Source organism: Opitutia bacterium (genome assembly GCA_016217545.1).
Lineage (GTDB): Bacteria > Verrucomicrobiota > Verrucomicrobiia > Opitutales > Opitutaceae > Didemnitutus.
The window spans coordinates 613918-627112 of the sequence record JACRHT010000017.1 but is presented as its reverse complement, the minus strand read 5'-3'; the positions used below and the strand labels follow the sequence as shown (position 1 = coordinate 627112).

Here is a 13195-nt window from a genome sequence, read left to right as displayed (position 1 = left end):
GGAGCCTTATGGAGCGAAAACTGATTTCTCTGATCACCGGTTGCCGCAACGAGGAGGCCAACCTGAGGGAGCTCTACCAGCGCATTGGCGCGGTTTTCGAGAAGCTCCCCGCCTACGATTTTGAGCTGATCGTCGCGGACAATGCCTCCACCGACGGCAGCCGCGTGCTGCTGCGGGAGCTGTGCCGGGCGGACAAGCGAGTGAAGGCCATTTTCAACGCGCGCAATTTCGGGCCTGAGCGATCCGGCGGCAACGCGCTGCTCAGCGCGCGCGGCGCCGCCGTGGTGTGTCTCGCTTCGGACCTGCAGAATCCTCCCGAGATGGTGGAGGAGTTTGTTCGTCGCTGGGAGGAAGGACACAAGATCGTGGCAGCGGTGAAGGTGCGGAGCGAAGAGAGCTGGTTGTTCGGACTGGCGCGCAGCTTCTACTACGAACTTGTGCAGCGGATGTCGTATGCGACTCCCCTGAAGAACTTCACGGGGTTTGGTCTCTATGATCGCGAAGTGATCGAGCACATTCGCCGAATGGCGGATCCGGATCCGTTTTTCCGCGGCGCCATCGCGGAATTCGGCTACCCGATGCATCAAATCCCGTTTGTGCAGCCGGCCCGCAAGCGCGGCTTCAGCAGCTACAACATTCTCCGGCTGGTCGACCATGGGATCCTCGGCCTGATCAGCCAAACCAAGGTTCCGTTGCGCATTGCGACCTTGTGCGGATTCGTCTTTTCCGTGGTCTCGATGCTGATCGGCTTGTGGTATCTCGTGCGGAAGCTCGTTTTCTGGGATGCATTCACCCTAGGCACGGCACCCTTGGTTGTGGGGATGTTCTGCCTCGCGTCGGTGCAGCTCTTCTTCATCGGAGTGATTGGCGAATACATCGGCGCCATCTTCACCAAGGTTTCAAACCGACCGCTCGTCGTCGAACAGGAGCGGATCAATTTCTGATGGACGCACCGGAAGAGAGATCGTCCTCGCACAAGCGGCATGCGTTGGTCGCGATCCAGGCAGTTGTTTCGCTCGCGCTGATCGGATGGATTGTTGCACGTTTTGATCTCTCGCGCGCGATCGAGGTGGTGAGCCAGGCCCGGCTCGAATACGTCGCAGTTGGCTTTGCGCTGGCGAATGGCATGATGCTCCTCTTGGGGGTGCGCTTCGTCCAGGTGCTTCGGAAGGGACGTCTTGAGCTGCCGCGCGCCGAAGCCATCCGCATCGCCTGGGTGGGCCAGTTTTGGAATTTCTTTCTGCCGGGCAGCACCGGCGGAGACCTTTATCGTCTCGGCGCGCTGTGGACGGCGCATCCGGAGCGGAAGACTGACGCGACGCTCGCGGTGTTCGTGGATCGACTGATCGCCACGGCGCTGCTCGCGGCGCTGGCCGGCGTAGGCGTGTTCGTGCTGCCACTCGGCTCGGCGTTCGAACGCTGGCTAGAGCAGCAGCACTTGCCCGTCGGTCGGCTGGCGCTCGTGGGTCTCGCGGTCGCGACGATCGGGGTCGGCATGGCGCTGATCGGCCCGGTGCGCAGGCGCGCCGCGGCGCTCGCGCGCGGAATATTCGACCGGCTGGAGGCCGGGCGCGTTTTTCTCGTTCCCGATCGGCAGTTGGCGGCGATCATCGGCTTGGCGATGGCTGGCCATGCGGTGAATTTCACGGTGTTCTACTGCTACGCGCGCGCCGTCGGCCTGGAAATCACCTATTGGCAGGTGTGGTTCATGCTGCCCGTGGTGCTGATGGTGCTGATTCTTCCGATATCGATCAACGGCCACGGTGTGCGGGAAGTCGTGTTCGTGCTGATGCTCACGGCCCTCGACGTGGGATCGGCGGGGAACGTGCCGCTGCCCGAGCGGGTGATTGCGCTTTCCGTCGTCGGCTTGTCATCCGACTTCGTGATCGGACTCGCCGGCGGGGTCGCCTTTGTGCTGTCGCGCTGGAGCGCGTCGCGCGCGGTGGCGACCCGTGATGCCATGCTCTCGCAACGATGAGCTCCGCTCCCGCAACGCTGTCCGCCCGCCGGGCGTTTGGCTGGATCCTCCTGGTTGCAGTGCTCGCCCACGGGTTGCTCCCGCTGTGCACGATCGTCGTGAGCGACGACTGGTTCAGTCTGCTGGCTTACAAGGAGGCGTCGCTATCGGCGGCGTGGCAGGGAGCGATCTACCTGAGCATGCCGTTGACGGTGTTGCAGGCGTTGCCGTTCTTCCTGGTCGGAGACAATCTGCTCGTCCTGCGTCTCATCGATTTCGCGGTGGTGGTCGCGTTGGGACAAATGGTGTTTCTGGTGCTCTCGCATTTGGCTCCCACGCGGCGATTTGATGCTGCGTGGGTCGCCGCGTTCACCGTGGCCGTTCCGGGCTACTTGGTGCATTTCATGGTGAGCTTTCTGTTCTACCCCTTGGGCCTGCTGCTGTTCCTGACGGCACTGTGGCTGATGATGCTGGGGGAAGAGGCGGAAGGGCCGACGCGTCGCCGGCGGTTTTTCGTAGGGGCCGCAGCGTTGGTGTTCTATTCGTTTCATTTTGGGGCGTTGCTCGTGTTCTTCCTCTTTTTTGTGGCTGCGCATGCGGCGGTGTTTTGGCGGCGGAGCGGCAAGGGACTGGTGGATGCGACGCTGGAGTATCTCGCGTTACGCTACTGGCTGCTGGCGCTGCCGTTGCTATTTTGGCTAGTGCGCCAGGCCTTTGGCCTGATTTTCCCCACGTGGGAGCAATACAACCAACCCGCGCTCAACGGGCCGGTGATTCTCGAGGGCCTGCGCGGTTTCGGGTCGAGCTACCTAGCGCTCGCGGAATCCACGCTCTTTTCGTGGTGGTTTCTGGCGCCGCTTCTTCTCGGCCTGCTCGGGATACTCTGGTCGCGGGCGCCGGGGGAGCGGCCGGTCGCACGGGCGACCGACTTCGGTTGGGCGATGGTGGGGGGGGCGGTGTTGCTCGTCGGCATCCTCCCCTTCGTGCTTGTCGGAAAGAGTCCGGTGGTCGTTCCGGCGGTCGACGGGATGTCTGCCTTCGACGCGGCCAGCCAGCAGATTCTCGCCGTGATCGACAGGCGCATGCACCTGTTTCTCGGTCTCGCGGTTGGCTTGGTTGCGGTGCACGGTTTGCGGTGGCTGGCGGGGCTCGCCGGCCTCGATGCGCGCGTCGTTACCGCCGGGCTGGTGGCGATGCTCGCCGCCTGCATCGCGGCGGACGTCCGCTTTTATCTTCAGCTGGAAAAGCGCGCCTTGGTTATGGATGGCCTGCGCGAAAACCTGCGGGCCCGACCCGAGCTGAAACAGTATGGCATCGTCGGCGTCGTCGATCGGATAGACAACATCAGCACGACGTGGGATTCGTGGCCGCTGTTTTTTGAAACGGTGTGGGGTGATCGCGGGCATCATGGCGTGCCCGAGCTGTGGTATGGCCGGGATAAGAACAGCCGGTTGCTCTACGAGCCGGCCACCATCATCAACCAGCGGCTCTACGGCGGAGCGTGGTTTCGCTTTTTCCAGGCGCCTCCGGGGGAATCCAAACAAGCCACCCTGATCGTTGCTCCCGGCGAGCGCTATTTCACGGAAAGCGACGCCGGCGCGGTATTGCTGCACCAGTTTTATCGTTTCTTCAGTCCCGCACGCCACCGCGGCTATGCGAAAAAATTTACGCGTGTGACTGTGATTCCGAAGCTGGATGCGGTCGGCATTATGCAATCGCGCGCTTTCGGCGCCCGCTGGGCTGAGCTGGAACGAGTGCCCCTCGCTGGCGCGTCGCAAGCGGACAACGTCCTGCCATCCGAATCGTTCGCACTGCGCGTGAGGGAACAGCGGAGCCATGTCTTGGTTCTAGTCGAGCCGCCCTCCGACGCCGCGGAGATCGACCGGATGGGTCTGGTTAACCAGACGGGCCGGCCTTTGCCACTCATCCGGACGCGCCGCACCGATGGTTTGATCGCGCTAGTTGGGCTGACTGCGGCCGGTGACCAATCGATTGAATTGGTCGACAGCACGCTGAATGTGAAACGACGCTGCCCTTGGAAAGTCGCGCAAGTGCGCCAGCAGCCTGAGGGGGCGCCCGTCATCGTATGGGCACTGCCGCAGGCATTCTATTCGCCGGAGGCTTTTTTCCCCGATGCGTTTCGCGGCTGCTGGCAGGGCGACACCGGCGTCTACGCGTCGCTGTTTGGGAATCCGGTCACGTCCGCAGACGGCCGGGCGGTGGACAGGGACGGAGAGGTGGTGTTCAGCGATTCGGCTTCTGGAAAGACGCTGGCGAGCCGCATGATTCCAATTGATCCTGCGATGCACCACTACCTCCGCGTCGATTGGTCGGCGCCCAATCGGTCCGCGTCGGTGTTGATCACCGATCCCGCCGGCCGGCGGCTGCTCGCGATTCCGCCTCCGCCTGCCCCGGCGGTGCGCGACTATCTCGTGCCGAATGTGCCTGGCTGGACTTCGCTGCGCCTGGTGTTTCGGAGTTCGGGCGGTCTGGCGACGCTGCCTCGTTCCGTGCAACTGGTCCAAGGGGCTTCCCTGTCGGAGTTGCGAATTCCCGTTGCCGAAATTTTCCCTCCGTCCTCGGCCACTTTCCCCTCCATGGAAAGGTATCCATGATCAACCTCCTGAAATCGCGCCTCCGACCTTTGCTGGTTCCCTTGCTGGTTCTCGGTTTGTGTCTCGCGGCAATTTTCTTTCTCCGCAGTGTCGGTGGGCAGCCGCGCGGCCAGCTGCTGATCCAAACCGAAATGAATCGGCAGTTCGACATGTTTCAGGCCGCGCTCGCACAGGCGAACGACGTGCAGATCGAGATGCAGCGTCGCATGTTGCAGGCAGAGGAAATTCGCGCCGCGCTGACGGTGCAATTCGAGCGCTCCCAAAAGGAGCTGGTGGAAACGCAGCGGACGCTTCTCAGCGCCAATCAGGCGCTGCTGGCAACGCAGGATGCCCTGCGGCGCGCGCAAGAAGACTACGAACGGGCGCGCGATGGCGGCGCCACGGTCGCGAAGCCGGAGGCGTTGCCCATCGCCGCGTCGGAGCCCGAACCCATCACCGACGAGCAGCGACGGGACCTCGAGAAGCTGCGGCAAGACAATCTGCGGCTGGCCGAAGCCGTTGCGCAGAGTGTGGGGTATTTTGAACGTGTGTGGTTCGACTACTCGGCGGCGGGGAGCGCGCTGGCGTCGGTCCGGGCACAGCTCTCGATGCAGAAGTCGGCGGCTTTGGAGTCGATTCAACCGCCCCCCCCTGAACGAGCTCCAGATTTAGGTGCGCCGGTCGCGATCGGCGGGGTGGAGCAAGATAGGGTTCCCCAGATCTCGAACCGGTTGCTGAAGATGTGGATTGTGGAGCGTTTCGATACTCGTTCTAACGAGATGATCGCTCTTCAGCAACGGTTGACCAAAGTGAATCGGGCAATTCAGGAAGTGAGCGGTAAGCTGGTCGAGCGCCAGAAAGCGCTGGCGACGCTTCAATCCGAACTCTTAGAAAGGCGACCCGAAAAATGACCCCTTCGAAATCCCCCTCGGAAGACCAGTGGCAAGACCATGCGGGTCGCGAAAGACGCAGTGTGATTGCCCTGCTGATACTTGTTACGTTGGGCGTGTTGGTGCGCCTTTGCGCGCCAGCCTCGTTCGCGGAGATCCGTTTGCGTGATTTGGCCCGAATTCGCGAAGCGCTGGAGGCCTATCGCCGCGACCACCAAGCCTACCCGGCGGCTTCCTTCGTGTCCGCTTGGTCGGACGGAAAACACAATCCCGCCTGGATTCCCGGGCTGGTCCCGCAGTATCTTAGCCGCTTGCCAGAGGATCCCCGCGGCAGCCACGAATCTGCGCAGCAATATCTCTACACTTCCGACGGCAAAGACTACAAAATCATCGCTCATGGCCCGGAGGACTGCGCGCTCGTAGTGGCGCGCACGCCATCGCTTGCCGATCCGCGGCGGACGACTTGGGCTTACGGCTACTGGACCGCAGGGGCAGCGACGTGGTGACCGTGGAACCTGCCTTGCGCTTCCGAACCTTGGATTGGCTGCGTTATGCGGCGGTGTTGACCGTGATGCTCAATCATTTCTCGTCGACGCTGTTGCATCTGCCGTCCCCGCTTTTCGGGCCCGCTGTCTATGTCGAGCCGGCCCGCGCCGGCATCACTTTTCTCTTTGTCTCGAGCGGCTTCATCCTGCACTGGCGATATGCCGCCTGGCTCGATTGGGGATCAAAGGGACGAATGGCGATGTTCCTCGCCCGCCGACTCTGGGTGCTGGGACCGCCGGTCATGTTGGTGGTAGCGATGGATCTATTTGCCGGATCGACGGCAGTGGAGACACGCGCCGGGTCCGTCGCTATAGCGCTGCCTGCTTTCGCGACTCTGACGCAGTCGTGGACTTTCGCCACGATGGGCAACGCTACGACGATGTTTCCGTGGGATGCTGCAAATCTCGCCTGGCTCGCGAGCGATCTGCTCTTCCTGTATCTGCTCTACCTGCTGGTCTTTCCCTCGGCCCGGATTCTCGGCCGCGGTGGGGCGATCGCGGCAGGAGTCGCGCTCGCGGCAATGCAGTGGGGGGCATTCTCGTGGGTGACCATGCACCAGCCGGCGGTGCTCGCCGCGGCCGGCGAGATTTTCGGCGCTCGCGCCGTGTCGCCGGAGACCTTGCCAGTCTATTCCGCGCTCAAATGGCTGACGTTTTACGCACCGTATTTCCGCGCTTTCGAATTTTTGATTGGGGTGATGCTGGCGCAGGTTTGTCGCGCCGGCGGCCCGGCGGCCAGAAAGGGGGCGGTGGTAGCCGGCGTCGTGTTGGTGGCCACCGGCTTGGTGTCGTATGCGGTGGCCGTTGCGCCGTCCAATCTCGTCGCCCCGGCATTCCGATACGATTGTCTCGCTTGCGGCTTGGTTCTTTTGGCGTGGGCCGCAGGGGCGTCGACGATCACGCGCACGACTTGGGTCCAGCTGCCGCTTTCGGGATACATCCTCTGGATCTCGCACATGTTCTGGTTCAACGCCTACGCGTTGCCGCCGCTTCTAGACGTGTCGTCGCGGGATGCGTGGTTCATTGCCGGCCGGCTCACGATGCTCACGGCCTTCGTGGTCGTGACCAGCTACGGCTTGTGGGAGCTGTGGTGGCGAAGCACGCCGTCCTGGCTCGGTCCGCTCCGCAGTGAAAAGGAGGATGCGTGAAGAAGATTCCCCGCGCGGACATTCCCTCGCTGACCGGCCTGCGTTTCTTCGCGGCCGGCTGCATCGTCTTGAACCACCTGCTGCTGGGGATCGCCCCGGCGCGCGTTTTCCCGTGGACGGCGGGAGGCCTCGCGGCGTGCGGTGTTTTGGGCATGAATCTGTTCTTCGTATTGAGCGGCTTCATCATTCACTACAATTATTCCGCCAGTCTCGAACGGTTCTCGGCGTCCAGCCTTTACGGTTTCATTTCGGCGCGCATCGCGCGGCTCTATCCGCTACTGTTTGTGTTTATCGCGTTCGAATTTCTGACCGAGGAATACATTTGGCGGGCCGATCCGGCCACAGCGAACGCTCATCTACGGGCCCTGCCGGCTTTTCTCACGTTCAGTCAAACGTGGTTCTATCAGCGCTTGGATTCGTCCTTGTCCCTTGCCTATGCATTTCAGAACGCGAGCATCACGTGGTCGATCAGCACGGAGTTCCTGATGTATCTGTTTTACCCTGCGCTCCTGCACGCTCTGTTGCGTCCGAGTGAGTCGGTGCGCATGCGTGTGGGGAAGCTTTTTGTCGGCGTGGCGATTCTGTCGCTGGGCGTGTGCTGGTTCCATAATCACAGCGAAGTGGTGGACCAGTGGGGTGTCGCGCATTTCGGAGAGCAGGCGGGGAGCGCCTACAATCCCACTCATTCGTTCTGGCTTTGGTTCGTCTTCCTGTCGCCCTACCTCCGCTTTGCGGAGTTCACCATCGGAGCGCTCGCGGCCCATCTGTTCATGGGATTGGTGGAGCGGGGCCCGACCCGGTCGGAAAGGATCGGCGCGACGGCGGCGATGTTCACCGCCGCTGGGCTGATTCTTCTGAGCATGTTGCCGATGACGTGGCGCTGGGAATGGGAACTCGCCTATCACCGCGCCGTGGGGTATTTGCCGGCGGTGGCCGTGCTGATCTTTGGCGGCGCTCGATTGCAGGACGGAATCCTCGGTCGTGCATTCGCATGGCGCCCCTTCGTATGGGCGGGCGAGGCTAGCTACTCTATTTATCTAATCCATATTGTATTCTACAATCGCTTCCGCGTCGAGGCGGTGAGCGGGCCGTTGGCCGCCCTGCGGGCGGTTGTCACGATTGGGCTGATTATCCTCACCGCGCGCGTGCTTTTCGAAAAGATCGAGAACCCCGCTCGCGCATGGTGTCGCAGTGTCTTGCAGCGTCTTGGCGAGACCCGTTGGCTTGTGGCGCCGTTCACTTGGTTGGCGCGGCGCAGCGAGCGGACCCCGTGAGTGTGCTGGCGGTTTAGTTGCGCAAGGTCCAAGGGGGGCTGGCCGATGTAGCTGGCGATGGAGCCGTTTTGCCTCGCCCAGATCACGCGGCCGCCGGCTGCGGCGTTTGTCACCTGTGCGTCCGCCGGGCGTTCACGTTGACGGGTGGTAGTAGCCACAACTACGAGACATACCAACGAGCGGGGGTCAGCGCCGCGAAGTCGTCTTGGTTGTTCATGCGCGGGAGACGCGTGCAAGCGCCCGCCCGGCGTCCTCCCATTCGGAGCGAGGTGAGGTCGGTAAGGTGGCGGGATGGGAACGATTGTGGCGGAAGTAGTCGATGAGGGAGGGCGCGATTCGCGTGGGCGGCGACGGATGTCTGTGGCTCAGCGCGACGATTACGTGCGGGCGTATCGCGAAAGCGGCTTGAACCAGATGGCGTTCGCGAGGCGGGAGGAGCTGCGCTACTCGACGTTTGCGCACTGGGCGCAGAAGGCGGCGAAGGGAGAGTTGTGCGTGGCGGCGCCGCGGCAAGGCGCGATGCGGTTTGTGCAGGTGCAAATGCCGCCGACGCCGGCCGCTGCAAGCATCGAGGTCCGTTTGTCCGACGGCGTGGTCGTGTGCGGCGACGATGTGCGGAAGCTCGCCGCGCACAACCACGCCGTCGACTAGCTGTGAACTTTCAGGAGGTTGCCCCTCGGGTGCGGAGCAGAGAGAGATGGGTTGGAAGAGGAGACATGCAACTCAGGAGGCGCCAGAAGGACATGCACGCCAATGCTCGGACCACCCTGCGTAGTCGAGAAGACATCGTGCGCTTGGGTTTAGTGGAGAAGCAGACGCTGAAGGCGGCAGCTGCCGCCTTCAGCGTCTGTGCCAAGACCGCGCGCAAGTGGATGAACCGCTTAGAGGCCGACGGCGCGGCGCGGCTGCGGAACCGCTCCTCGCGGCCGGCGAGCAGCCGGAAAGGATCGCCGAAGGCCCGCGCCGCGAAGCCTGGCGTTGGCGGGAGCAGGAGTTGACCTAGGCCGAGATCAGCGAGCGCACCGGCTTGTCGGAAGCGGCGCTCAGCCGGATCCTGCGCGGCCATCGACCAGGTCCGCGACCACTTCCGGCCATTCGCTACGAACGGGAGCACTCCGGAGAGTTGCTCCACTTAGACACCAAGAAGCTCGGTCGCATCGAGCGGCCCAGCCATCGGCTCACCGGCGATCGCCGCGCCCAGGTCCCTGGGGCGGGCTGGGAATGTCTACAGATCCGCGTCGACGACCACTCCCGCTTCAGCCACGCCGCCCCCGAACGAGCGCAAACACACCGCCATCGAGTTCCTTGCGTCCGTCGTCGCCCATTACCACGCGCTCGGCGTCGCCGTGCAGCGAATCATGACCGACAACGGCAGCTGCTACCGATCCTCCGCCTTCCGCAAGGCCTGCACGCAGCTCGGCCTCAAGCATCTGTTCACGCAGCCCTACACCCCAAGGCCAACGGCAAAGACGAACGCTTTATCCATTCCGCTTTGCGCGAGTGGGCCTACGCCTGATCCTATCAAAACTCCAACGAACGCACCGCGGCACTGCCTCTGTGGCTGCAAAGATACAACTGGCACCGACCGCACCGTTCCCTGCAACGCCAACCACCCTGTCTCCAGGCTCCATCTGGAGGACAACGCCCTGACGACTCACAGCTAGGGCGCGCCTTCAAAGTCACTGAGCTAGAAGCGGACGCAGGCGACAGCGGTGTGCCCGTAGCGGGTAGCGATGCGGCGAGAGCGTTTAAGCGTGGCGAAGGTGTTTTCGACCAAGTGGCGCGCCCGGTAGAGATGGTCGTCGCAGGGTGGAGGGATCAAGCGATTGAGGCCGCCCGAAATCAAAGGTTGATGGCCGGCAAGCGCCACCAGTTCGCGTCGTAGCCCCGATCCGCGAGCACTTGGGCGCCGGTGCCAGGCGGCAGCAAAGCAGGCGCTTGGGTGATGTCGTTGCGCTCGCCGCCAGTGATTGCGAAGTGCACGGGATAGCTCAGGGCACCGGTCAGCAGATGGACCTTGCTGGTGAGTCCACCTCTCGAACGTCCAATCGCTTGGGCCGCCCATCCCCTCGTCCATGTGCGCCGTCGCCATGAACTCGCACGTAGCTGGCATCGATCGTGTAGGACTCCGCATCATGGTCGTTGGTCAACCACGAAAGGATCCTCGGCCAGAGCCGACAATGCAGCCAACGACGCCACTTGGTGTAGACGCTTCTCCCGTTCGGAAGACGTTCCGGCAAGTCGCGCCGCGGACTACCCGTGCGCGCGATCCAGAGCATCACTTCGACATAAGGACCGTCGTCGTGCCGCGGTCGTCCGCGCTGCGCCATCAGGCCTACTGCGCGATTTTCCGTCAGCGCGGCGTTCATTTTTTGACGCCGTCCAGCAGCCCTCACCCAGTCGTCGCGGCATCATGGCCTCCTCGTCAGCACTTTCCGCACCGCTCGTTTCTCAAAACTGCATTTTGAAGACCTGCCTTAGCAACCAGCTGAAGGCGCTTCATTCCACCAAATTTGCGGATTGCCAGAAAAGGGGATTCAGCCTCGGGGCGCGAAGTTGCGTGGCCGCAGGTATTCCCAGGTCCCTGCTGCGAACAGCGCGAGCCAGCTCACCAAGCTGACCCCGTAAACTGCGCTTACGACGAAAGGCGCCCGATAGCTCAATTCCACCGTATGTTCGCCCTGCGGCACGGGGATATTTAGCGTGCCGTCTGCCGCCGGGATAACCGGGGTCGGCATGGCGTCCACTCGCGCTTGGTAGCCAAGCAAAGCCATTCGCGGCGTCGCCAATATAGCGTCGGCGCTAGCGCGCACGCGGACACGCAACGGGGAAAACGATAATATTTCCACAGGCTCGGCTGCCGGGTCGAGCTTGCGCAGGCGCCATTCGCCAAATTGGCAGAAGGTAGAAGGTCTCGCATCGGCGCCAGTGGGGATGAAACGCACCACGATGCGCTCTGGCGCGCGCGCGGTTGTCCAAAGGGGCAGCGTTGGCGAGTTGCCCGGCAGAGTGCCAAAGGCACGCGGAGAGCCGGAGTGCGGCAGCTGGTATTCCCGGAAGAAAGTCGTGCCGGCGAGCTGCAGAACGCCTGTGTAATCGTGCGGACCGAACCGGAAATCGAGTGCGTAGCGAAAGCCCGGCTCTAGCGTAAACTCTTGGTCGAGCCGCAGAATGCCGGGGTTTGCGTCGATGTGCCCGGTGGCGGCGATGAAGCCGTCGGATGGAGCACGCGCTTCAAGCGTGTCGCCGCTGCGTGCGTCGCGCAACCGCAGCTCGGCTCGCGGATCCGCCACACCGTTCGTGAAACACTCGGGCAGCGCGGCGAAAAGGCCGTAGGAGTGATTCATCAAGAGTCGGTTTTCCGGTCGCAGCGCGCGCTCGCTGATCGCACGCGAAGCAGTCCGCTCGCCTCCCGCGCGGACGAGCTGCCGCGATTCCCACAGACTCCACACCACCGCGACCCCAACGAGCGCGAGCACGAGCGCCCGCCCGCGCGCGGCAAGTCCTCGGACGGCGAGCTGCATAGAAACGGTGAACATCATCGCAAGCAGCAGGTAGAATCGATGCATGGGCCAGTAGAACGTGATTCGCTTGATCGGTCCCGGGACGTGCGCCCAGAGCCACTCGGTGAGAATCGGCACGGGGAGCAACAGCACGAGCAGCATCGCGCCGGCGCAGAGCAGGAGCGCGGTGAGCAGTCGGATGCGCGCACCTTCACCGGTGCGCTCCGGCCAGCAGATGCATAGCGCCGTGGCGACGGCCGCGACTAGCCAGCAACCGTAGCCGAGTTGCAGATCGCTCAATGCTCGCGCCGCCTCACTCAGCGGTTGGAGCACGCGAGGGAAGACCTCGCGGATGGCCTGAGTTATCCGCTGATCGTCGGCCAGGCGGCCGACGACAACCGCGGCGGAGCCAGGAGCTTTCAGCATTGCGACGGAGATAAACGGGTAGGATCCCAGCAACAGAAATGCTCCCGCACCAATCCCCGCCCTGCGCCAGGAGCTGGGGGTGCGATGGAGGCCGACAAGTCGGACTATTTGGAAGGCGCCGACGATAAGCGTCAGCCAGAGGGCGATGGGGGCGTGGGCCAGCCAGGCGCCGGCCAGTCCCGTCGCCAGCAGCAGCTGAGCGAGCGTATCGTCCTTTTCGTAGGAGCGAACGGTGGCGAGCAGCGCGATGGGCAGGAAAGGGAGCACCATCCACGTCATGTAGAGATCTTGCGTGTAGATCGTGCCGAGCACTCCCGGGCAGCTGGAATACAGTGTGGCGAGGCCGGCGGCACGCCACGGCGATGCGGGATCGATCGCGCGGAGACAGAGGTAGGCGGAGACGATCCCAAGCACCCCACTGACAATCACGATGGCGTGTTGCAGCGCAAAAACCCCCAAGTGATGCAGGGTCAACAGATCGATCAATGCGCCCGCGTGCTGGTAGAGCGGGGCGACGCGCAACGGATACACCGCGCCGTTCCAAGCCCACTCTGTTTGGCCAACAAACACCGGAAAATGCCCCGCTTGGATTTGCGCCACGAAATCCGCCAGCATCTGCGCATACCAGAGCGCGTCACCAGTGCCTATCATCCGGCCGGTCGCGAACGGGTGCAGCAGCCACGCGGCGATGGCCGCGAGAAAAAGCCATCGTTTGGCCTCCGAATTCGACGGAGACGGAAGCAGAGATTTCATGGATGGACCATTGCGCCCATGGAGCCCGCGGAAGCTCGCGATGCCAAGCGGCTTTTGCCTTGAGCGAAAATTGCTTGATGGGGGGGCGCGTGGCGGTGATTGGTT

11 protein-coding genes and 1 pseudogene are annotated in these 13195 nt (G+C 63.1%); 9 read left to right on the top strand and 3 right to left on the bottom strand.

Going from position 1 to position 13195, the window contains the following annotated elements; genetic code table 11:
• Positions 1–8: 8 nt before the first annotated feature.
• The 9 genes and pseudogenes from HZA32_18650 to HZA32_18610 all read left to right on the top strand — a co-directional run bounded on the left by HZA32_18650 (position 9) and on the right by HZA32_18610 (position 10072).
• Positions 9–944 carry a glycosyltransferase family 2 protein gene (locus tag HZA32_18650; GenBank protein ID MBI5426097.1) on the top strand — a complete coding sequence of 312 codons (936 nt, stop codon included), beginning with the start codon at positions 9–11 and terminating at the stop codon, positions 942–944.
• A complete protein-coding gene (locus tag HZA32_18645; protein ID MBI5426096.1) occupies positions 944–1978 on the top strand; it encodes a flippase-like domain-containing protein in 1035 nt (344 codons plus the stop codon). Before HZA32_18650 ends, HZA32_18645 begins: the two co-directional genes overlap by 1 nt.
• On the top strand, positions 1975–4572 hold the full coding sequence (locus HZA32_18640) for a hypothetical protein (protein MBI5426095.1): 2598 nt from the start codon (positions 1975–1977) through the stop codon (positions 4570–4572). Before HZA32_18645 ends, HZA32_18640 begins: the two co-directional genes overlap by 4 nt.
• Positions 4569–5462, top strand: coding sequence for a hypothetical protein (locus HZA32_18635; protein MBI5426094.1), 894 nt, complete (start codon positions 4569–4571; stop codon positions 5460–5462). The genes HZA32_18640 and HZA32_18635 overlap by 4 nt, the downstream gene beginning before the upstream one ends.
• A 62-nt stretch (positions 5463–5524) precedes the next feature.
• Positions 5525–5947, top strand: a complete 423-nt coding sequence (locus tag HZA32_18630) for a hypothetical protein (GenBank protein MBI5426093.1) — start codon at positions 5525–5527, stop codon at positions 5945–5947.
• A 2-nt stretch (positions 5948–5949) separates the two neighbouring features.
• A complete protein-coding gene (locus HZA32_18625) occupies positions 5950–7134 on the top strand; it encodes a hypothetical protein (protein ID MBI5426092.1) in 1185 nt (394 codons plus the stop codon).
• Positions 7131–8408, top strand: a complete 1278-nt coding sequence (locus HZA32_18620; GenBank protein MBI5426091.1) for an acyltransferase — start codon at positions 7131–7133, stop codon at positions 8406–8408. The genes HZA32_18625 and HZA32_18620 overlap by 4 nt, the downstream gene beginning before the upstream one ends.
• Before the next feature lie 354 nt (positions 8409–8762).
• Positions 8763–9059: a hypothetical protein gene (locus HZA32_18615; protein MBI5426090.1), complete on the top strand. Its 297-nt coding sequence runs from the start codon at positions 8763–8765 to the stop codon at positions 9057–9059.
• Positions 9060–9124: 65 nt separating this feature from the next.
• Positions 9125–10072 (top strand): annotated as a pseudogene (locus HZA32_18610) (IS481 family transposase).
• A gap of 178 nt (positions 10073–10250) precedes the next feature.
• Here HZA32_18610 and HZA32_18605 read toward each other — a convergent pair.
• The 3 genes from HZA32_18605 to HZA32_18595 form a co-directional block, all read right to left on the bottom strand.
• Positions 10251–10457: a transposase gene (locus HZA32_18605; protein ID MBI5426089.1), complete on the bottom strand. Its 207-nt coding sequence runs from the start codon at positions 10455–10457 to the stop codon at positions 10251–10253.
• Entirely contained in the window at positions 10412–10777 is a 366-nt protein-coding gene (locus tag HZA32_18600) for a transposase (protein ID MBI5426088.1), read from the bottom strand. Before HZA32_18600 ends, HZA32_18605 begins: the two co-directional genes overlap by 46 nt.
• 168 nt (positions 10778–10945) lie before the next feature.
• Complete coding sequence (locus tag HZA32_18595) at positions 10946–13090, bottom strand: hypothetical protein (GenBank protein MBI5426087.1); 2145 nt, start codon at positions 13088–13090, stop codon at positions 10946–10948.
• Between the last annotated feature and the right edge of the window lie 105 nt (positions 13091–13195).

Coding starts and splice junctions, on each gene's coding strand:
- HZA32_18650 (MBI5426097.1), top strand. CDS start 9: ATGGAGCGAAAACTGATTTCTCTGATCACCGGTTGCCGCAACGAGGAG.
- HZA32_18645 (MBI5426096.1), top strand. CDS start 944: ATGGACGCACCGGAAGAGAGATCGTCCTCGCACAAGCGGCATGCGTTG.
- HZA32_18640 (MBI5426095.1), top strand. CDS start 1,975: ATGAGCTCCGCTCCCGCAACGCTGTCCGCCCGCCGGGCGTTTGGCTGG.
- HZA32_18635 (MBI5426094.1), top strand. CDS start 4,569: ATGATCAACCTCCTGAAATCGCGCCTCCGACCTTTGCTGGTTCCCTTG.
- HZA32_18615 (MBI5426090.1), top strand. CDS start 8,763: ATGTCTGTGGCTCAGCGCGACGATTACGTGCGGGCGTATCGCGAAAGC.
- HZA32_18600 (MBI5426088.1), bottom strand. CDS start 10,777: ATGAACGCCGCGCTGACGGAAAATCGCGCAGTAGGCCTGATGGCGCAG.
- HZA32_18595 (MBI5426087.1), bottom strand. CDS start 13,090: ATGAAATCTCTGCTTCCGTCTCCGTCGAATTCGGAGGCCAAACGATGG.